The sequence below is a fragment of the Cellvibrio sp. ARAG 10.3 genome (assembly GCF_051846955.1).
GTDB lineage: Bacteria > Pseudomonadota > Gammaproteobacteria > Pseudomonadales > Cellvibrionaceae > Cellvibrio.
In genome coordinates this window covers 19,577-40,041 of the sequence record NZ_JBPYCU010000017.1, presented here as the reverse complement: position 1 = coordinate 40,041, position 20,465 = coordinate 19,577, and the positions used below count along the sequence as shown (strand labels likewise).

General features: G+C 52.4%; 17 protein-coding genes and 1 tRNA gene. 7 read left to right on the top strand and 11 right to left on the bottom strand.

What is annotated here, in order from left to right:
* The 10 genes from rpsR to rnr all read right to left on the bottom strand — a co-directional run bounded on the left by rpsR (position 1) and on the right by rnr (position 11,550).
* The gene (gene rpsR, locus ACSV5M_RS17700; protein WP_087466730.1) at positions 1-228 is read right to left on the bottom strand and encodes a 30S ribosomal protein S18; all 228 of its coding nucleotides are present in this window, start codon (positions 226-228) and stop codon (positions 1-3) included.
* Positions 229-231: 3 nt separating this feature from the next.
* Positions 232-678, bottom strand: coding sequence for a 30S ribosomal protein S6 (rpsF, locus tag ACSV5M_RS17695; protein WP_439177788.1), 447 nt, complete (start codon positions 676-678; stop codon positions 232-234).
* A 231-nt stretch (positions 679-909) separates the two neighbouring features.
* Positions 910-2,502, bottom strand: coding sequence for a chitinase (locus ACSV5M_RS17690; protein ID WP_439177787.1), 1,593 nt, complete (start codon positions 2,500-2,502; stop codon positions 910-912).
* 385 nt (positions 2,503-2,887) lie between these two features.
* A complete protein-coding gene (locus tag ACSV5M_RS17685; RefSeq protein WP_439177861.1) occupies positions 2,888-3,694 on the bottom strand; it encodes an ABC transporter ATP-binding protein in 807 nt (268 codons plus the stop codon).
* 20 nt (positions 3,695-3,714) lie between these two features.
* Positions 3,715-4,602 carry a nitrate ABC transporter permease gene (gene ntrB / locus ACSV5M_RS17680; RefSeq protein WP_439177785.1) on the bottom strand — a complete coding sequence of 296 codons (888 nt, stop codon included), beginning with the start codon at positions 4,600-4,602 and terminating at the stop codon, positions 3,715-3,717.
* Between the two features lie 33 nt (positions 4,603-4,635).
* Positions 4,636-5,964 carry a CmpA/NrtA family ABC transporter substrate-binding protein gene (locus tag ACSV5M_RS17675; protein ID WP_439177784.1) on the bottom strand — a complete coding sequence of 443 codons (1,329 nt, stop codon included), beginning with the start codon at positions 5,962-5,964 and terminating at the stop codon, positions 4,636-4,638.
* Between the two features lie 348 nt (positions 5,965-6,312).
* A complete protein-coding gene (locus tag ACSV5M_RS17670) occupies positions 6,313-7,611 on the bottom strand; it encodes a nitrate- and nitrite sensing domain-containing protein (RefSeq protein ID WP_439177783.1) in 1,299 nt (432 codons plus the stop codon).
* Positions 7,612-7,811: 200 nt separating this feature from the next.
* The gene (locus tag ACSV5M_RS17665) at positions 7,812-7,976 is read right to left on the bottom strand and encodes a DUF3012 domain-containing protein (protein WP_439177782.1); all 165 of its coding nucleotides are present in this window, start codon (positions 7,974-7,976) and stop codon (positions 7,812-7,814) included.
* A 45-nt stretch (positions 7,977-8,021) separates the two neighbouring features.
* Positions 8,022-8,771 (bottom strand): 23S rRNA (guanosine(2251)-2'-O)-methyltransferase RlmB, encoded by a 750-nt coding sequence (gene rlmB, locus ACSV5M_RS17660; protein ID WP_439177780.1) that lies wholly within the window; start codon positions 8,769-8,771, stop codon positions 8,022-8,024.
* A gap of 115 nt (positions 8,772-8,886) precedes the next feature.
* The gene (rnr, locus tag ACSV5M_RS17655; RefSeq protein WP_439177779.1) at positions 8,887-11,550 is read right to left on the bottom strand and encodes a ribonuclease R; all 2,664 of its coding nucleotides are present in this window, start codon (positions 11,548-11,550) and stop codon (positions 8,887-8,889) included.
* 252 nt (positions 11,551-11,802) lie between these two features.
* Here rnr and ACSV5M_RS17650 point away from each other — a divergent pair.
* Positions 11,803-11,889 (top strand) — tRNA-Leu (locus ACSV5M_RS17650).
* Positions 11,890-12,052: 163 nt separating this feature from the next.
* Positions 12,053-12,799: a hypothetical protein gene (locus ACSV5M_RS17645; protein ID WP_439177777.1), complete on the top strand. Its 747-nt coding sequence runs from the start codon at positions 12,053-12,055 to the stop codon at positions 12,797-12,799.
* Positions 12,800-12,847: 48 nt separating this feature from the next.
* Here the strand turns inward: ACSV5M_RS17645 and ACSV5M_RS17640 are convergent, their stop codons facing one another.
* The gene (locus ACSV5M_RS17640) at positions 12,848-14,296 is read right to left on the bottom strand and encodes a hypothetical protein (protein WP_439177776.1); all 1,449 of its coding nucleotides are present in this window, start codon (positions 14,294-14,296) and stop codon (positions 12,848-12,850) included.
* 514 nt (positions 14,297-14,810) lie between these two features.
* Between ACSV5M_RS17640 and hypF the strand changes: the two genes are divergently transcribed.
* Genes hypF through hypE form a run of 5 tightly spaced genes read left to right on the top strand, consistent with a single transcriptional unit; the run spans position 14,811 to position 20,455 of the window.
* Positions 14,811-17,201, top strand: coding sequence for a carbamoyltransferase HypF (gene hypF, locus ACSV5M_RS17635; RefSeq protein ID WP_439177775.1), 2,391 nt, complete (start codon positions 14,811-14,813; stop codon positions 17,199-17,201).
* Between the two features lie 33 nt (positions 17,202-17,234).
* Positions 17,235-17,513: a HypC/HybG/HupF family hydrogenase formation chaperone gene (locus ACSV5M_RS17630; RefSeq protein WP_439177774.1), complete on the top strand. Its 279-nt coding sequence runs from the start codon at positions 17,235-17,237 to the stop codon at positions 17,511-17,513.
* Positions 17,513-18,220: a D-sedoheptulose-7-phosphate isomerase gene (locus ACSV5M_RS17625; protein ID WP_439177772.1), complete on the top strand. Its 708-nt coding sequence runs from the start codon at positions 17,513-17,515 to the stop codon at positions 18,218-18,220. Before ACSV5M_RS17630 ends, ACSV5M_RS17625 begins: the two co-directional genes overlap by 1 nt.
* The gene (hypD, locus tag ACSV5M_RS17620) at positions 18,207-19,364 is read left to right on the top strand and encodes a hydrogenase formation protein HypD (protein ID WP_439177770.1); all 1,158 of its coding nucleotides are present in this window, start codon (positions 18,207-18,209) and stop codon (positions 19,362-19,364) included. The genes ACSV5M_RS17625 and hypD overlap by 14 nt, the downstream gene beginning before the upstream one ends.
* A complete protein-coding gene (hypE, locus tag ACSV5M_RS17615) occupies positions 19,361-20,455 on the top strand; it encodes a hydrogenase expression/formation protein HypE (RefSeq protein ID WP_439177768.1) in 1,095 nt (364 codons plus the stop codon). The genes hypD and hypE overlap by 4 nt, the downstream gene beginning before the upstream one ends.
* Positions 20,456-20,465 lie beyond the last annotated feature (10 nt).

The window sequence follows — 20,465 nt, the reverse complement described above, 5'->3', positions numbered from 1 at the left end:
TTACTCGTGACTATCAGTGTACGGAATCAAGGCCAGGTAGCGCGCGCGCTTGATCGCGGACGACAGCTGACGTTGATATCTGGCTTTGGTGCCAGTGATACGGCTTGGAACAATCTTGCCGGTTTCGGTGATATAGGCTTTCAAGGTTTCGATATCTTTGTAGTCGATACGCTTGGTGCCTTCAGCGGTGAAACGGCAGAACTTACGACGACGGAAAAAACGTGCCATCTGTTAAACCCCCTGCTCTTGTTCTTCAAGTTCATCGGAATCCATGTCGTCATCATCTGACTCTTCGGTATCCGACTCTTCATCACGACGGTCAGCGCGGGGCGGACGGGCTTTACGCTCGCGGCCTTCTTTCTCGGCTTTCATGATGATGGATTCTTCGGTGATAGCTTCGTCTTCACGAATCACCAGATTGCGCAGGATGGCATCGTTGTAACGGAAGTTGGTGGTCAACTCTTCCAGCACTTCTTCACTGCATTCGATATTCATCAGGATGTAGTGAGCTTTGTGGATTTTGTTGATGGGGTAAGCCAGTTGGCGACGGCCCCAGTCTTCCAGACGGTGAACAGTACCGCCGCTGGATTTCACAGTAGAGGTATAACGCTCCACCATGCCTGGAACTTGCTCGCTCTGGTCCGGGTGGACCATGAACACGATTTCGTAATGACGCATGTTAGCTCCTTACGGGTTAAAGTCTCCCGCCGATCGCGGTGAGACAAGGAGAGGCCCGAATAACCCCAGGCCAAATGAGGGCGCGCCATTCTAGAGACTTTGCGAAAGCGATGCAAGGATGAAAAATAAGCAGGGGAAAAGGGCACTGTAGGTCGTATTAGCCGCAAGGCGTAACCCGACATTTATAAATAAGAAGGGGCGCCTAAGCGCCCCATCCTGCCAGCAAAAACATTAAGGCAGTGTTTCCAGGAAAGTTCCCACCGGGATCGAGAAGATACGCCCGTCATTCACATCCCAGTTGATCGACCAGGTCATTACGCCACGAAATTCCGGGTAGGCCCGGCTGGGGATCACGGTGTCACAACTGGTCAGGCGAGTCAGGCAATCCACCGCACGGTTGATGTTAGCCGTGGTTGCCTGGCCGGAACCTGCCGCGCGCGGGCCGGAGGGCAAGCCGAGGGCGACCTGGTCCGCACGCAATCCAGTGAAGTTACCGGCCGAGCCGTAGGCCAGCGGGAAACCTTCGATCAACATCAGGGCCGATGCCACCATCATGTCTACCGTGCCCGCCTGGTAAGACTGGGCGGCGTAGGGCGTAGCCAGCCCGCCGTTGTTGTATAACTGCACATGCAACAGATCCAGCTCATTGCGCAGTTGGTCAATCATCGGCAGGTAGGCGCCCCAGATACCGGAATAGGCCACATGACCACCCTGTACATAAGGATGTTCGGGCGCCATGGAAACATACAGATTGGGGAAGCGACTGTGCAGTTGCTTGATCGCCGCTACCATGTTCTGGATCACCGGCGCACCGTGCAGCACCCCCGCCCCGCTCTCCAGGTCAATATCCACACCATCGAAACCATATTCATTGATGATGGCAGCGGTGCTGTTGACGAAGTTGGTGAGGTTGGTGGCGTTGTTGAGCGTGACCGTGCCTTTCTCGCCGCCGTACGACAGCACCACGATCTTGCCTTCCGCCCGCTTAGCCGCGATGTCGGCGATAAATTGGGCTTTGTTCAGTGCAGGATCGAGATTGAAAGCAACGTTGCCATTGCCGGCATCATCCACAAAGGCCACGACAATCACATCCCAGATGTCATCCACATCCGCGAGACGAATAACGCCGCTGCCATTATTGAAGTTGTGCCAATAGCCCACCAGCGCATGACGCGGCAGCGGACTACTGTCGCCCGGTGCACGGACGCCCCCGGGCATGGATGACGAACTGGAGGAATTGATTACTGAACTGTTGGAGCTTGATGATGATACAAGGCTGCTGGAGCTGGACACGGCACCACAACTGCGCACCAGATCCCAGGCATCATCCCAGTGCATGCCGGTACCCGGCGCGTAGGCCCAGGCTGCCGTCGATGAACACCAACCAGCAATCATGCAACGATATTCACTGCCAGCGTTTTGCACTAATTGATTGGCAGAATACGCCGTGCCAGCCGCATACTGCGGCGACGCGCAATTGCCACCCACGACGGAAGAGCTGCTGCTAGCCACCGAACTGGAAATGACGGATGAAACACTGGATGAAATACTACTGGATGACGCAGGAACGGAACTGGATGAGGTCGCACCATCACAATTACCTAATAAATCCCACTCCTGCCACTGGCCGGAATGAGAGGCCGGGTTCTGTCCCTGGGTCCACCAGTTAGCCTCGTAGGCTTTGGCGAGATGTTGTACCTGAGTACCACCGGTATACACACCGGTACTGGACCAGACAGGCAGGTTAGCGCAATTGACAGCAAAGCTATTGACCGAAAACACACTCGCACAAACGGCGAGCCATAGCACGATTGGATTTTTCATTATTGTTAATCCTCATGATAAACAGGCGCATTAAACGCCCACGCAAAAAGCACCGGACCGCATACCGGACCAGGCCACCTTGACGATCTATCATGCTCTCCTGATTTGGCAGTATTTTTTGTGGTGCTCGGTTAAGGGTAACCGGCCCGTTCAATCCGCTGTGCCAATCAACGAAGACAAAGGAATACCCGACGAGGTTGACCATTCCATCATCCACCCGAAGAAAACGTTTGTGGGAGAGATTCCTGCTTGCCTGCGCGCACCGCCGTCGGACATCGGAGAGATATGACCGAGAGCACTGCTGCACCATTGAGCGGTCTGTATAACATGCGAGCGAATTGATGGCAATTTCATCGGTAAAAATCGCGATGCATTTGGCATCCCGTCAGGCTATCGCCGCCACATCCACCCTGCGCTGTTTTTCATAGAGGAAACTGAGGACCTGATGGCGGTAATGGTTGTAGGTGGGATCGTCAGCCAAGGTGATGCGATTGCGCGGCCGAGGCAGATCGATATCCAGAATTTCACCGATGGTTGCAGAAGGCCCATTAGTCATCATGACGATCCGGTCCGACAACAATACCGCTTCATCCACATCGTGGGTGATCATTAATACGGTGTTTTTTAATTCCGACTGAATGCGCATGACTTCATCCTGCAAGTGTGCGCGGGTCAGTGCATCCAGTGCACCGAAAGGTTCATCCAGTAACAACACCTTCGGTTCCATCGCCAACGCACGGGCAATGCCCACACGCTGCTTCATCCCACCGGAAATTTCTGCTGGCCGTTTATGCAGCGCATGGCTCATATTCACCATCTCCAGATTCTTTAAAATCCATTGATGACGTTCCGCCGCCGATTTGCTGTGTTTGAAGATTTTATTCACCGCAATCGCCACGTTTTCATACACCGTCAGCCACGGCAAGAGTGAATGATTCTGGAAAACGAGGCTGCGATCCGAGCCGGGGTCATTGACTTCCCTGCCATCAAGGATCACCACACCGGAGGTTGCGCGCAATAGACCCGCCACAATATTCAGCACCGTGGACTTACCGCAACCGGAGTGGCCTATGATGGAAATATACTCGCCTCGCTCCACTTTTAAATTCACGTTTTGTAATACGTGGCTGGTGAGATCGCCACGTGTAAAATCCATCGCCACCTGTTCAATTTGCAAATAACTGGAAGCCATCATCAAGTCCTCTTGCGCGCTTAGCTCGCCGATGTACCGCGGGTAACGCGGTTGCCGATAAATGCCACCATCCGGTCCAGCACAAAACCCACAATGCCGACATAGATCAACGCCAGAATAATGTCGCTGATCAACGAGGAGTTCCAGGCATCCCAGATAAAAAAGCCGATGCCCACACCACCGATCAACATCTCCGCTGCCACAATCGCCAGCCAGGATAACCCGACACCAATGCGTAAACCGGAAAAGATATAAGGCGCGGCCGAAGGCAACATCACCTGGCGAAAATATTCAAAACCGTTTAAACGAATCACGCGTGCGACGTTGCGATAATCTTCGGGAATGTTGCGCACGCCCACCGAGGTGTTGATGATGATGGGCCAGATCGCCGTAATAAAAATAACGAAGATTGCCGAGGGATGACTGTCCTGAAAGCCAGCGAGAGATAAAGGTAACCAGGCCAACGGCGGCACGGTACGCAACACCTGAAACACCGGATCCAGGCCGCGCATCGCCCAGGTTGACTGCCCCACCAGCACACCGAGACTCACACCCGCTATCACCGCAAGGAGATAGCCGTAAGCGACACGCTCCAGGCTCGCGAGAATCTGCCAGGCCATACCGACATCGTTACCGCCATTGTCGTAGAACGGATGAACAATCAATTCCCAACTTTGTTCAACCATCGCCGATGCCGATGGCAGGGATGCATCCGGGCCAGAGCAGGTTATTTCCCAGATCGCTACCAGAATAGTCATTACGATGAGCGGCGGCAAAAAGCGTGAAAGGAGAAAATCCTTCCACTTTCCCGCCGCCTTCGACAAGGATTTTTTTATCGCCCCGGCATCGGTTTTATTGACTGTCAACGGCATAGCCGATGCATTATCAATACTGGCCCTGGAATTCATACATCACCTCCGCTTGTCACTGGCAATTCAACTTCAGCTCATGTATTTGATTGCCAGACTATCCAGATACGCTTTTGGATTTTCCGGATCAAAGACTTTGCCATCAAAGAATTTTTCAACACCACGAGACGTTGAAGTGGGAATGTCGCTAGCGGGCACGTTTAATGTTGCCGCGGCATCGCGCCACATATCTTCGCGGTTCACTTTATCAATCAAAGCTTTGGTGTCAGTGGACGCAGGGAAATAACCCCAGCGCATATTTTCCGTGAGGAACCAAAGGTCATGACTGCGGAAAGGGTAAGAAGCAAAGTCGTTCCAGTAACGCATCTGAAATGGACTGTTCTCCACCACCTTGCCGTTACCGTAATCAAAGGTACCCTTCATACGTTCGATAATGTCGTTATAAGGCGCATTGATCCATTTGCGGCCGGAACAGATCTTCGCCATTTCTTCCTTATTCTCGGCTTTTTCACACCACATCTGCGCTTCCATCACGGCCATCAATAAGGCTTTGGTTGAATTAGGATTTTTATCAACATAATCGGCGCGCATGGCGAAGGCTTTTTCGGGATGATTGTTCCAGAGTTCACTAGTGGTATTAGCGGTGTAACCAATCTTCTGATTAATTAACTGTTCGTTCCAGGGTTCGCACACACAGAAGGTATCCATACTGCCCACCTTCATATTGGCCACCATTTGTGCCGGTGGAACAACAATCGTGGAAATATCTTTGGTGGGATCAATACCGCCTGCGGCTAACCAATAACGAATCCATAGATCGTGCGTACCGCCAGGGAAAGTCATCGCGGCATTCACCGGTTTACCGCTGGCTTTTTTCTTCTGCAACGCAGCTTTAAACGGTGTTGAATCGGTGCCCAGTTTTAAATCCGCATATTCTTTACCGACCGAGATACATTGGCCGCCCAGATTCAAGCGCGCGAGGATGTACATGGGTGTAGGAATATTGTTCGGTGTTACGACGCCCGCTGAAATCAGGTAAGGCATGGGCGACAAGATGTGAGCACCATCGATACCATTATTTTGGGAGCCGAGCACCAGGTTGTCGCGCGTGGTGCCCCAGGAAGATTGTTTGATGACCTGCACATCGGTCATGCCATATTTCTTGAAGAAACCTTTTTCCTCAGCAACAAATAATGGCGCGGCATCGGTGAGTGCGATAAAACCCAATTTTGCGGTGGTGGTTTCCAGGCTGCCCCCTGCGGCCCAGGCAAGGCTGCCGAGCCCTTTGGGTAAACCACTTAATACCGCTGCACCACCGATCGCCGTCAGGCTGTGTTTTAAAAATTTACGGCGCTTGTTGAAATCATTGCCGCCGATCATTGTGGAAGATTTTTTTCCCATTACGCCTGCCCCTGATGCCAAATTTTAAGCGAAAAAAAACGGTGCCACACAAAGTTAATTACCGCGCAAGCAATTAACGTATGTGGCACCGTTGCCCGTTGACTCTTGGATAAAACCAGCGCTAGATCATCATCGATTTAGCTGCTTTGACTCGTTTAATTCTGCTGACTTTCAGAATTTCCGAATCCTTGACTTGAATATTGCAGAATGCGTACCAAGTTTTTAAAAACCTAAAAAATCATTTAAAAACAAATAGTTAAACAACACCTGAAATATTCTTCCCTTACCAATCCATGCACCAGCAGCGCGCAAAAAACCGGAAAACTGCACAGGTTGCGCGCACAGAAACTAGATAACGGGAATATTTACCTGACGTTTTTCCTGTAACAGATCTGCCACATTCAGAATGGCCTCGGCAACATCCACCATTCGCCGGCTTTGGTCCATCGCTGACTGGCGCAGCATCTTGTAGGCTTGCTCTTCTGTAAGTCCGCGATGGGCCATCAATATGCCTTTCGCTCGTTCAATCTGTTTGCGTTCGTGCAACGCCCGCTTCGCAGCTGACAATTCATCGCTGACGGATTGCAGGCGTTGAGCCTGGGCTTGGACGAGATCAAAGAGAGAATGACTGAGGTGGGGACTCATATCTTCCACACTCAGTTTTTGCGACTGCAGTACCGCACCGAGCCCCATCATGGAGGAATCCAGCAACACCGCCATAGGTACCAGGGGTGGCGTTGTCGTCTCATTAAAAGCAGCGAGAACATCTTTGTGGCTGTGCAAATCCGCGCGGGCTTCAACAATCTTGTAGGCGGATAACTGCACCAACGCATCGGCCAATTGGTTTTCAATCAACTTCATTTTATCGATGCGTTGCGTGGCCAACTCAAACCAGAGTTCACCCAATTCTGAGGGGACAGGTTGCGCATCACTGGCTTTTCGGGCGATCTGGCGCAAGGCTTTTAACTCTGCGCACAAACGCGATTCCGCCAATTCACGCCAGGCATCGAGCACCTTAGCCGGGCCGAATTGGCTAAAGATATCGAAGCAGCGCTCTTGCGCATCCAGCAAATACACCATGCGTTGTTGCTCTTCCGCCGTAAAAAAGCCGGCGGTAAATCCCATCGCTCCGGCCGCGCGTTCCTGCCCGGATAGTTCCTTGCCTTGCATAAAATTAAACATCGCCACGAGCAGCCTGGTCACCTCCGGGTCGGCTGCGGTATCAGCCGCTTCAAACACAATGGCAAGCAAACCTGCGATCAGGCGACTGAATGCCGTGGTCGCTTCGCGGGAGGATAACTGGACGGCCCGAATCCGATCACGTAAGCGCGCCAGTGTTTCAAAACCGTGCAAGACAGACGCAATCCGGCTGAACAACCGAACACTGCCAAGGTGCTGGTCAAGGCGGGAAAACTGGTTGCGCAACTTTTTTTCGGCGCGGGAGGATTCGTGAACCTGGTGTTGCAAAACCTGGCTGAACCGAATACCGGACGAACCGAGATACACATTGGAGGCGCCGCGCTCGCGCTGCAAGCTGTGGATCAACTCGCTAAGCCCGGTAACCAGCTCACACGTCGTGCGCAGCTGTTCCAATGCATCAATCTCGCAATGCTTGGCAGCCAGCAGAAAGTCTTGTGCGGATTTCATGGTGTTTGCCTCGGATGGTGATAAAAAATGCGAGGCAAAACTTGTTCCAGATGAGGTTGATGAAGAGCACGACCCGCGTAGAGTCCAATTGCCCGCATCGCGGCGCAATCCGACATGCTCTTGGGTTTGTGAATGGAAGGTTGTCGGATTACGCTGCGCTAATCCGACCTACGTGGGGCGATGTAAAAGAGAAATTGGGGCTATTTGAACAGGCAGTGGCTGGCGTAATCCTTGGCTTCGTTCATGGTCCATTCGCCGTTGGGTTTGGTCTTCATTTTTTTGCACCATTCGGGGCTGCCGACTTCCGGCGCACAACCTGTAACCAAACCGAGCAACACACTCAAGGCGATAATCGTTTTACGCATAGGCTTCCTTATTTTTTAGGCTAGGTTTTTTAGGCCAGGTTTAGGTTAGGGCTTCTGTTGACGTTGACGCACTGCCTCAAATAAACACACACCGGTCGCGACCGACACATTCAAGCTGCTGACCGTTCCCGCCATCGGAATATTCATTAAGTGGTCGCAGGTTTCCTGGGTCAGGCGCCGTAAGCCGTCCCCTTCCGCGCCCATCAAAATGCCGATGGGACCGGTCAGGTTGGACTGGTAAACCGACTGTTTTGCTTCACCGGCCGCGCCGAATAACCACACCCCCGCTTCCTGCAATTTTTTCAGGGTCCGCGCCAGGTTAGTCACTGGCACAAACGGCAAGACCTCTGCCGCACCACAGGCCACCTTGCGCGCGACCGGCGTCAAACCGGCAGACTTATCTTTCGGTGCAATCACGGCGTGAACACCGGCGGCTTCTGCGGTGCGCATGCAGGCGCCGAGGTTATGCGGGTCGGTTACGCCGTCCAGTATTAACAGGAAGGCCGGTTCGGTGAGATTGTCCAGCATCCGGAATAAAAAAGCTTCGTCATGGTTCTCACCTGGCGTACAACGTGCGACAACGCCCTGGTGATTTTCTTCATCAACCAACTCATCCAGCTTGGTGCGGCTGACCTGCTGAACTGGGATTTCATTCTGTTGGGCGGCGGCGGCAATCTTTTGCAGACGCTGATCGTTGCGCCCTTGCAACAGAAACAATTCCTGCACGCGTTGCGGTGCACTTTTCAACAGGGCCTGCACCGCGTGCAAACCATAAATCAATTCGTTATCTTTCATTCGTTATCTTTCATCGCTATCTTTAAACGGAGCCTCAAAAAATACCAGCCAATAACCGACGGGGTTCTAGGCCCCCTCTTTATGATCCGCACATAAAATCACTTCTGTTTGCGCCCTACTTCTCCTTCTTACGTTTAGCCAGCGCTTTTTTAATGCCAGCTGCCGCGGCCGAAAAAATTGACTTGCCTTTAGCAGACGCACCTGCTTTAGCCGCAGGAACTGATTCTGCCTTCGTCGTGCGCCGAGTTTTTTGATCTTGATTGCCATCCGTCTCTCCTGCCATTGAATCCGCTCGGGTGCGACGGGTTTTGGTTAGCGCTACATCAACCGGCGTTGATTTTGCGCTTGCCTTGCCCGTCGCCGATTTTTTCTGGCCAGCCTTGGTCGCCGATTTTTCCGGTTTGGTTTTGGTCGCCTGAGCCTTTGTTGCAGCAGGGCGACTTTCGGAAGTTTTCTTACCCTTGGCTTGTTTGGCCGGCGCCGCTTTACCGCGCTTGGTGGCTTTTTCTACCGGCTTGCTTTTGCCGGTTTTTGCCCGCCGCGCCACGACGGTTTCGAGCTCAAAATCGATCTTGCGATTGTCGAGATCCACCCGCACCACACGCACCATCAATTCATCAGCCAAGCCGAACACTTTGCGTGTGCGCTCACCCACCAACCGGTGCTGCGCCGCTTCAAAGCGATAATAATCGTGCGGCAAGGCGGTAACGTGAATCAGCCCTTCCACGAAGAGTTCTTTCAGTTCAACAAATAAACCAAAACCAGTCACCGCACTCACAATACCGGGGAACACTTCACCCACCTGATCGCGCAGGAATTCACACTTGAGCCAGCTCACCACATCGCGCGTGGCTTCATCGGCGCGGCGCTCGGTCATGGAACAGTGCTCACCCAGGCCCGCCATATCCCCCGGTGAATAAGGGTAGATAAACCGACTGTTCAGCAACCTGGCGCCCTCGGCCCGCTTGACCTGTTTGGACGGCGTTTCGCTGCGAATAACCGAACGTATCGCGCGGTGCACCAACAAGTCCGGATAACGACGAATGGGCGAGGTAAAGTGGGTATAGGCTTCATAACCTAAACCGAAATGGCCGAGGTTTTCCACCTGGTACATCGCCTGACGCAGGCTGCGCAGCATGACGGTCTGGATCATGTTGCTGTCCGCGCGGTTTTCGAGTTGCTCCATCAAGGCCTGGTAATCCAGCGAGGTCGGTGTATCACCGCCGGACAAAGACAAGCCCAACTCGCCGAGAAATTCACGGAGGTTATCCAGCTTCTGCTCTGTCGGACCTTCGTGGACGCGATACAAGCCGGTGAGATCGTGCTTCTGTATAAATTTGGCCGCACAAACGTTGGCGCAGAGCATGCATTCTTCAATTAATTTGTGCGCGTCGTTGCGACGCACCGGCACGATGCGCTCAATCTTACGTTCTTCATTGAACACGATACGCGTCTCGACCGTTTCAAAATCAATTGCACCACGCTCGTCACGCGCTTCACGTAGACATTTGTAGAGATCGTGCAACCGATGCAATTGCGGCAAAACGTGATGGAACTGCTGGCGCAGAGGATGCTGGTTGTCATCCCCGTGTTCCAGGATCTCGCCCACCTGGGTGTAGGTCAGGCGCGCGTGGGAGTGCATCACCCCTTCGTAAAATTGATAGCCGGAGATTTTCCCGGCATCCGTGATGGTCATCTCGCACACCATGCACAGTCGGTCCACCTGGGGATTGAGTGAGCACAAGCCGTTGGACAGCGCTTCGGGCAACATGGGTACCACAAAGTCGGGAAAATAAACGGAGTTACCGCGCAGGCACGCCTCTTTATCCAGCGCATTATCAACGTGCACATAGTGCGACACGTCAGCGATAGCCACGTACAAACGCCAACCGCCTTTGCGGCGCTCACACAGCACCGCGTCGTCAAAGTCGCGTGCGTCTTCGCCATCAATGGTGACAAACGGCAAGTGGCGCACATCAATACGATGCAGCTTGTCGGCTTCCTGCACCTCGGCGGGTATGCCGGTCGCCTCAGCTTCAACCGCCGGTGGCCAGATGTTAGGAATACCGTGGGACTGGATCGCCAGTTCAATCTCCATCCCCGGCGCCATGTGATTGCCCAGCACGCGGATCACCCGGCCTACCGGCAGACGGTTTTTATCCGGCTGTTGGGTGATCTCCACCACCACGATCTGCCCCGGCTCCGCACCGCCCCAGGCACCGAAAGGAATCATGATGTCCTGGGTGATGCGCACATTCTCCGGCCGCACAAACTGCACGCCTTCTTCATTAAAGAAGCGCCCGGCCACCTGCTTGGTATTGCGCGACAGTACCTCAACAATAGCACCCTCTTCCTTGCCGCGATATTGTTGGCCAGACAGGCGCACCAACACTTCGTCGCCGTCGAACACCCGGCGCATCTGGCGGTTATGGAGGTAGATGTCTTCGCCGCCCTCGGCGGGGATCACGAAGCCATAGCCATCGCGATGGCCTTGTACGCGGCCACGGACCACATCAATCTTGTCGGGCCGAACATAGGCGTCGCGGCGATTACTGATCAGTTGCCCGTCCCGCGACATCGCGATCAGGCGGCGGCGCAGCGCCTCTATTTCATCTTCCCCGGTCAGGTTCAGCAAGTCGCACATTTCGGCATGAGTAACGGGATAGGCCGCCTTATCTAACAATTCGAGGATGTATTCACGGCTGGGGATGGGGTTTTCGTACTTGTCGGCCTCGCGCTGAGCAAAAGGGTCGGCTTTGGGCAGTTTGCGTTTCGTCAAAATAAATGTCCTGTTAGGGTCCCTGGAGATGGGGTTTAAAGCGGTTAGACCTGAAATAGGGCTGCGATATTCATATCACAAGCCCGGAGATAGCCTGATTATAGGGTCAGTGCTGCGCAAACACACGAAAAGACGCGGAATCCTTACAATTTGGCATAAATAAAATGCTAAAAAGTCGGGGGGAGCCCGTTGACAACCCAAGAGGGGATATTTATAGTTCGCGGCCTCGGCAAACAGCGCCGAGCACTCCCTGCCCCGGTGGTGAAATTGGTAGACACGCCAGCTTCAGGTGCTGGTGGCCGAAAGGCCGTGGAGGTTCAAGTCCTCTCCTGGGCACCACATTCGAAAGCCTCGATAGCAATATCGGGGCTTTTTTATTTGCGGCTTCGTGGATCATTCAAGCGAGACAGGTGGCAAGGCATTTTGGTCAAGGATCGGCTAGTATCACCGGCTTGTGGAGTCACAACTCCGCAATCATGCTAATGCAATGGAGCCGATTTTCATGAAGACTGCGGTGTATCAATCATTTCGCACCACCGATGTACCCGACTGGATGGCGCGATGTCTGGCGACTGTGTCCGGCTGGGCGAAGCTGCGGGGCTTTGCCTACCACTTTTATGATGACGAGTTTTTTAATTATGCGCCCGCCCGGTTACGGTCGGCGGTTGGCAATCAGCGTCATCTGGTATCCGATGTGGCACGCCTGGAATTGGCCAAGGAGCTACTGGGTACTTATGATCGGGTAATCTGGATTGATGCGGATGTGTATATCAATAATCCCGCCCATTTTTTGTCTGAACTTCCTGCCTGTAAATTTCTGTTTTGCCAGGAGCATTGGGTCCATCAAGAAGGAGAGAAAATTATTGTCTCTGAGCGGGTCAACAATGCCGTCATTGTGATGGACCGCGGCAATGAATTTCTCGACTTTTATCGTTATGCCTGCAACCAGGTCATCAATGAGTGGAAGCAATTATCCCACAGCGCCTTTGGTACCATTTTTTTAACGCAAATCCACAAGATGCTAAAACAACCCCTATTGCGCGACGTAGGCATGTTAAGCCCTATCTTGCTGGATGCTGCCAAACAGAATAATCGCTCCTTTCTGGACACCTATTTAAAACGGGACAATATGCCGATCAACGCCGCTAATTTATGCCTGACATTTTTTAACGGGATCTACGATGGCCGGAGACTGGATGGCAGTGCCTATGAGGCCGCCATGGACTATCTGGATACGCTGGCCAGTTAACACATCGGCACCCTCCGTGGTGCCGTTTGTTTCCTCTTCAATACTGATTTATTTTTTCTTGGCCGTTGGGCCGGTCGATACCAACGGAATATTGGCCAGGCTGAATACATGGCTGGTGCCGGTACTGGTTGAAGCAAAATGGCAACCAAAGCAGCCTTGATCTGATGTTGCAGTTCCCTGCTGGTGATAGGTTTCCATCGTGGAGTTGGCCAACAGCAGTGAACCGATTAATTCGGAATCTGTCGGGCCAGACGGAATAGAGCCGTCCTTCGTCCACACCGCACCCACCTGAAAATAATTGCTGCGCACATCGCCTACCAGGCCCAACATCACGAGGATGTCCAGGTTCAGAGAAATCAATTCACTGTTATTTTCCGCAGAATCCTGGGTAGGTGCATTACCCCAGGGATTAACACGGTAGACGTTGTTAGCCTGAATTTTATTTCCCGGGGTCGCATTGATACTGCCGTTAGTCGAATCCACGGTCATCTGCGCCACCAGTGCACCGGTCTGGCTGCCGCCGTTTGCCATAAAATTCCACTGGCCGGTGGAGTTATAGGGCACCGATTGGGTTTTGCCGAACAGGTCATTGAAATAGAAGGTGTTGTCCGGCGCATTGTTGCGATGTTCAAACGTCGCCCACACCATCTCCGGATGCCCCTGCACCGGACCAACCACATGGATACCAACCAAGGCCAATGTTTTTTGTACGGTGGGTGCTGCAGTACTGATTGTCCATTGGGTATCACTGGTTTTGACATAATTGGGAACCATCGCCACGATAGTGACATAGTCTGCAACATTACTCACGGTGGCCGCATCGATCCAAGCGGTTTTCAGTTCCATTGTCAGTGCATTGCCATCCCCGATTTTCGCGCCTTGACTATTCGCGTAACTGAGCACCGCATTCAGCTCTGTTTGCGTAGTTGGGAATGGCGTGGTGGCTGGTAATTTGTTGTTTGTGAGCGCGGTATTAAACCAGGCATAAACATCATTGGCATGAACAGCAAAATACACTAGCGAACCATTGAGCGAAAGCAAGGTATCGCTGCCGCCGGCCTGCCCGCCCGGCTGGATCGCTTGCGGTTTTGTATCACGCAAGGCAAAACCCTTATTGACAGTATCGGGGCTGTTGGACACATAGCGATAAATCGTATTGCCCGTGGAGGCATCAACACCATCGGTATACATATCGTAAAAGGTGGCGGTATCCAACAAAATACCACCGTTTACCGGGGACGTAATCCATAAAAACATCTGGTGCGCCCACTTGTAAAAATCGCACTTGGTATTGTCGGTTGGAAAATTCACACTATCTGCAAAACCCACGAGACCATTTTTACTGATCGATCCGTTCACAAACCAGGAATTGAACTCTTTGGGTGAAATTGAACAGGCGGCATCGACATAGCCAAGCTGTTTAATTTGTGATTGAGGCTGGGCGTGAACCGCCGTTGCAAAAAAAATACTGCACAACAAAAGACGTGTTCTTAGCATGATTACCCTCCGTGGGTATTTGTCTGTATGGATATATCGTTACGGCTACCACTCACATTCCTGTACAACTGTAGCGGCTTTTTTTCCAATCACCAGCCGGTGTAATCTCCTGTAATATTTGTCGCCAGAATTATTATTTTTGTTGTTTCGCATATATAGAGATGCAAGATTATTTTCTGGCGGAATTCATTACATTTTTAATAAACAAAAAATCATGCGTTCAATCACATCATTTAAAAAAATGATAAGCGTCCATCAATGGACGAGTAAAAAATTTAATTTAAAAAATTTTTCAGGTAATTCTCTGTAATTTCTATATGTTGGTGACTATAGTAATTTTTACATCTCGGCCGTTACGCTCAAGGTTTTATACCAACGGTCACATCAGAAACACGTATTCTGATAAAGATAACGGGAAAACCTTGACCGTCCTGTTAACGCGCATTTTCATTTCTGCCAGTATTCTGATGTAAGGCGGATGGCCCTTTTGCCTATACCAAGGAGGTAACCAGTTGTGGTAAATATCGCACTGGAAAACCGTGAAGTCAGAGTCAGAGGTACTGTTCAGGGTGTGGGCTTCCGCCCGACAGTCTATCGATTGGCGCTTGAGCATCGACTCAAAGGCGAAGTGTTTAATGATACTGACGGCGTACTTATTCGGTTGACTGGAATTGAGGAAGACATCCGCAATTTTTTACAACGGCTGGAAAAAGAACCTCCGCCCCTCGCTCGAATTGATTCAATTGAATGCAGCGCAACAGCCGCGCAATGGTCTTATAAAAATTTTTGCATCAGCCAATCCGGCACATCCCACGGGCGCACAGAGATATCAGCGGATGCCGCCACCTGCAACGCGTGCCTGGAAGAAATCCTGAATCCGGCTGAACGCCGCTATCTCTATCCCTTTACCAACTGCACGCACTGCGGCCCGCGTTTGTCCATTGTCCAGGGTATTCCTTACGACCGTCGCAATACCACAATGGAACCTTTCAGTTTGTGTGCAGCCTGCGAAGCGGAATACCGTAATCCACTGGATCGACGTTTTCATGCGCAACCCGTTGCCTGCCATGAGTGCGGCCCAACATTATTACTCCATCATTTTTCTGAAGCGTCCTTTACACTTTCCGGCGATCCCCGCGAACAGACACAGCACATCCTGAACCACCTCGCTGACTCGCTTGAAACGGGCAAGATTGTCGCCATTAAAGGTTTGGGTGGATTTCATTTATGTTGCGATGCCACCAATCATCTGGCCGTACAGCGCTTGCGCGAACGCAAACAACGTTATGCCAAACCCTTTGCACTTATGTGCAGCCATCTCGAAAACATTCGTAATTACTGCGAGATTTCTAAAGCAGAGCAAGCCGCGTTGTGCAGTAGTGCAGCGCCGATTGTGCTGCTGCGAAGACACGCAACGTCACACTGCCCTGACATGCTCTCATCTGCGATTGCACCGGGAACCGATTTATTGGGTTTTATGCTGCCATATACGCCGCTACATCATTTGCTGTGCCGGGCGTTTGATCGCCCGCTGGTAATGACCAGCGGTAATGTCTCCGGTGAACCGCAGATTATTGATAACCAGGAAGCCTTGGAAAAACTTGGCCATATTGCCGACCTGATGGTTTATCACAACCGCGACATCGCCAATCGTATTGATGATTCTGTCGTGCGATGCGTGGGCAATAACGTCAGGGTCCTGCGCCGCGCGCGCGGCTACGCCCCTCGCTCCATCAGTTTACCGGCCGGGTTTGAGCGCGCCGACAATATCATCGCCTACGGCGCCGAACTGAAGTCAACCTTCTGTCTGGTTAAACAGGGCGCGGCGATCCTGTCACAACATCAAGGCGATCTGGAAGAGGTAGAAACGGCTGCTGACTTCGAAAAAAATCTGCAACTGTATCGGCAAATATTTTCTTGTAATCTGCAGCACCTGGTAGCTGACAAACACCCCGAATATCTTTCCAGCAAATTCGCGCAGCGTGACGCCCAACAGCAACGGCTGGAGCTCATAAAGGTTCAACATCATCACGCCCATATTGCCAGTGCCATGGCTGAAAATAATCTATCCCTTGATCATCCGCCGGTCCTGGGCATTGCACTGGACGGACTGGGATTAGGTGATGAAGGCGAACTCTGGGGCGGCGAATTTTTGTTGGCAACTTACCGCGATTATCGCCGCGTGGCTTTGCTTAAACCCGTGGCCATGCCCGGAGCAGCGCAAGCCATCAAACAGCCCTGGCGCAATACCTATGCGCAGATCTGCAACAGCATGAGCTGGGATACGTTTGTGACCTTGTATGGCGATACATCGCTAGCCGCTTTTTTTGCAGGCAAACCTTTACCTACGCTGCACACAATGCTCGCACAACAGATCAACAGTCCGTTGAGCAGTTCCATGGGGCGCCTGTTTGACGCCGTGGCTGGTGCGCTCGGCCTGTGTGCAGAACAGGTGCATTTTGAAGGCCAGGCCGCAATCGAATTAGAGATGATGACGGACGCTGACGCCGTGCTCAATAACACGGTTGATCGTCCCTATAACTTACGCCTGGAGCAAATAAACGATGCGCAAGGTCATCGTTTACTCCAGCTTAATATCGCCAGCCTTTGGCCGGCACTCTTGAATGACCTTCAGAAAAAGCAATCCACCGACGTCATTGCTGCACGCTTCCATCGCGGATTAATTGACAGCATTGCGCACCTTATCCAGCAATTACATAAAGAGTTTCATTTTGCTGACGTCGTCTTGTCGGGTGGATGTTTCCAGAATGCGATCCTGTTGCAGGGGCTCGAACACGCATTGGAAAAACAACAGCTGCGCGGCATTACACACACCCATATCCCAACAAACGATGGCGGCATCGCATTGGGACAAGCAGTCATCGCAGCAGCAAAGATGCTTTAACAATAATCTGAGTTAACCAGCAGGGGAAGAACTATGTGCTTAGGAATACCAGGCAAGATCGTCAGCATTATTGACGCGGAACAACAGGTCGGCATTGTCGATGTCGGCGGTATCCAGCGGGCTGTTAATCTCAGTTGCATTGCCGAACCGAATACGGACCTCCAGCAATATCTCGACAATTGGGTGCTCGTGCATGTCGGCTTCGCCATGAGTGTTATCAATGAAGCCGAAGCGCAGGCAACGCTCGCGGTGCTCACGGAGCTGGGCAATATGCAGGAAGAGATGGCCGCAATTCAGGAGGGAGAATCCTGATGAATCATTCCGACAATAACGCCAGCTTGCAGGCGCTTTATCCGTTCCTCAATAACACACCATCCGACGCCGCCGTGTTGAACCATGCACTGCTGGATTCCATTGACAAGAAAATCGCCGAACACCAGCGCGTCGTGACAGCATTTTTCAGTTCCCACGCGCAGGCCATGGTGAAGTGCGCCCAGGCAATCGCCGGGGTTTACAACCGCAAGGGGCAACTTTTCACCATGGGCAACGGCGGCTCCAGTTCCGATGCCGCGCATATCGCCGTGGAATTTTTACACCCGGTCACGACAGGGCGACCAGCCCTGCCCGCCTACGATTTAAGTTGCGACAAAACCGTGATGACAGCCATCGCTAACGACGTAGGTTATCAGCATGTGTATGCCCGGCAGGTTGCAAACCTGGTTAAAGAAAATGATGCGCTAATTGCCGTCTCCACCAGTGGTAATTCAGAGAATTTGATACGGGCACTGAAGCAGGCACAAAAGATTGGAGCAACCACCATTGCGCTGGCCGGTGGCAACGGCGGCGAAATGGCCAAACTGCAACTGGACCATTGCCTGATTGTGGATTCCACCAGCATTCACCGTGTACAGGAATGCCATGTAGCTATCTACCACGTGCTGTGGGATCTGGTGCATACCTTACTGGCTGATACGCGCGGAAAGATAAATACAAAGGAGACCGGCGATGAAATACGTTGATGAATTTCGCGATCCACACAAAGCAAAAGTTCTGCTTGGCAACATTATCGAGATTGCCGACGCGCTGGCGGATAACCAACAGCGCCCCACCTACATCATGGAAGTTTGCGGCGGCCATACCCATTCCATCTTTCGGTACGGCATTGAAAATATGTTGCCGCCAAGTATCGAATTAATTCACGGCCCCGGTTGCCCGGTCTGCGTATTACCGCGCGGCCGCGTCGACGACTGTGTCGCCATTGCCGAACAGGACAATGTCATCTTCACCACGTTTGGCGACGCCATTCGCGTACCCGGCTCGAAAAAAAGTTTGCTTGAAGCGAAGGCGGACGGTGCCGATGTGCGCATGGTGTATTCCCCGCTGGATGCACTCAGCATTGCGAAGAAGAATCCGGATAAGGAAGTGGTTTTCTTCGGCCTGGGATTTGAAACCACCATGCCCAGCACAGCCTTGACCGTGCTGCAGGCCGAAGCAAAAGGCATCGCCAATTTTTCACTGTTTTGTAATCACATCACCATTATTCCCACCATCAAGGCAGTGCTGGATTCGCCGGATTTACAACTCGACGGATTCCTCGGGCCAGGCCACGTGAGCATGGTAATCGGCAACCAGCCCTACAGTTTTATTGCCGAGCAATACCATCGCCCGGTGGTGGTGGCGGGCTTCGAGCCACTCGACATTTTGCAGTCCCTGTGGATGGTCCTGAAGCAATTACAAGCTGGTGAAGCGCGAGTGGAAAATCAATACAACCGCATCGTACCGGAACACGGCAACAGGATGGCTCTGGAAGCAATTAGCAAGGTGTTTGAATTGCGCCAATTTTTTGAGTGGCGCGGCCTGGGCTCCATTGATCACTCCGGCGTGCAGCTGAATAAACAATACAGCGCCTATGATGCCGAGAAAAAATTCTCCACCCAAACCGTCACGATTGCCGACCCCGAGTCCTGCCAGTGTGGCGAAGTGTTGAAAGGGGCAATAAAACCCTGGCAATGCAAAGTATTCGGCAAAGCCTGCACGCCGGAAACCCCGGTTGGCGCACTGATGGTATCCAGCGAAGGCGCCTGTGCAGCCTATTACCTGTACGGCGGTGATCGCATTGATGCGGTGCAAATGGAAGATGACATTGAGGAGCTCAGAGTATGAATATCGCAGAAAAAAAGCCGATTGACGAAAACTCGCCAACATCCCGGATTCGTCAGGGAAAGTTAGTCAGTCATGTTATTACACTGGCTCACGGTGGCGGCGGTAAAGCCATGCGCGATTTGATTGATGATGTCTTTATCGATGCATTCAGCAACCCCGCGTTAAATACACTGGAAGACCAGGCACGCTTTTCTCTGGAGGATCTGGCGAGCTACGGCGACCGTCTGGCAATAACCACCGATTCTTACGTGATTGATCCATTATTTTTTCCCGGCGGTGACATTGGCAAGTTGGCGATCTGCGGCACCGTCAATGATCTGGCTGTGGGGGGCGCCACGCCCTTGTATCTAACCTGCGCCATGATTATCGAAGAAGGCATGCAGGTTGACACACTGCGCCAGATTGTCGCGTCCATGGCCGCCACCGCCAGAGCCGCAGGCGTTCATATCGTGACGGGTGATACCAAAGTTGTGGAGCGCGGCAGTTGCGACAAAATTTTTATTAATACTGCCGGTGTAGGTGTCATCCATAAAGACTATCAATTGGGTGCACATCAAGCCCGCCCCGGCGATCACATTCTGGTGAACGGCTTTTTAGGAGATCACGGTGCCGCGATCCTCAACGCGCGCGGTGATATGCAACTCTCTTGCCCCATAGAAAGTGACTGCGCGCCCTTACATACCTTGATTCAAAGTTTGCTGCGCGCGGCGCCCAATACGCGTTTTATTCGCGATGCGACGCGCGGGGGCATTGCATCCGTGCTTAACGAAATTGCCGAGACCTCGCGCTGCGCGATTGAAATTCATGAAGCGCGTACACCGATTCGCACTGAGATCAAAGGCTTCTGCGAAATACTCGGGCTTGATCCGCTATATCTCGCCAACGAAGGCAAACTGGTTGCCGTGGTGCCCGAAGCGGAAACCGCTGCCGCTCTGGCCGCCATGCGCGCGCACCCACTCGGCCAGGACGCCGCCGACATTGGTTCAGTATTGGCCGAAGGTCGCGCCGGCCGCGTTCATATGCAAACCAGCTTTGGGGGTAAACGCATAGTGGACATGCTGGTGGGCGAACAACTGCCACGCATTTGTTAGCACCGTTAAA

Bases quoted from the DNA above. Each gene is read 5' to 3' on its own strand.
- rpsR (WP_087466730.1), bottom strand. From the start codon at position 228: ATGGCACGTTTTTTCCGTCGTCGTAAGTTCTGCCGTTTCACCGCTGAA.
- rpsF (WP_439177788.1), bottom strand. From the start codon at position 678: ATGCGTCATTACGAAATCGTGTTCATGGTCCACCCGGACCAGAGCGAG.
- ACSV5M_RS17690 (WP_439177787.1), bottom strand. From the start codon at position 2,502: ATGAAAAATCCAATCGTGCTATGGCTCGCCGTTTGTGCGAGTGTGTTT.
- ACSV5M_RS17685 (WP_439177861.1), bottom strand. From the start codon at position 3,694: ATGGCTTCCAGTTATTTGCAAATTGAACAGGTGGCGATGGATTTTACA.
- ntrB (WP_439177785.1), bottom strand. From the start codon at position 4,602: ATGAATTCCAGGGCCAGTATTGATAATGCATCGGCTATGCCGTTGACA.
- ACSV5M_RS17675 (WP_439177784.1), bottom strand. From the start codon at position 5,964: ATGGGAAAAAAATCTTCCACAATGATCGGCGGCAATGATTTCAACAAG.
- ACSV5M_RS17670 (WP_439177783.1), bottom strand. From the start codon at position 7,611: ATGAAATCCGCACAAGACTTTCTGCTGGCTGCCAAGCATTGCGAGATT.
- ACSV5M_RS17665 (WP_439177782.1), bottom strand. From the start codon at position 7,976: ATGCGTAAAACGATTATCGCCTTGAGTGTGTTGCTCGGTTTGGTTACA.
- rlmB (WP_439177780.1), bottom strand. From the start codon at position 8,771: ATGAAAGATAACGAATTGATTTATGGTTTGCACGCGGTGCAGGCCCTG.
- ACSV5M_RS17645 (WP_439177777.1), top strand. From the start codon at position 12,053: ATGAAGACTGCGGTGTATCAATCATTTCGCACCACCGATGTACCCGAC.
- ACSV5M_RS17640 (WP_439177776.1), bottom strand. From the start codon at position 14,296: ATGCTAAGAACACGTCTTTTGTTGTGCAGTATTTTTTTTGCAACGGCG.
- ACSV5M_RS17630 (WP_439177774.1), top strand. From the start codon at position 17,235: ATGTGCTTAGGAATACCAGGCAAGATCGTCAGCATTATTGACGCGGAA.
- ACSV5M_RS17625 (WP_439177772.1), top strand. From the start codon at position 17,513: ATGAATCATTCCGACAATAACGCCAGCTTGCAGGCGCTTTATCCGTTC.
- hypD (WP_439177770.1), top strand. From the start codon at position 18,207: ATGAAATACGTTGATGAATTTCGCGATCCACACAAAGCAAAAGTTCTG.
- hypE (WP_439177768.1), top strand. From the start codon at position 19,361: ATGAATATCGCAGAAAAAAAGCCGATTGACGAAAACTCGCCAACATCC.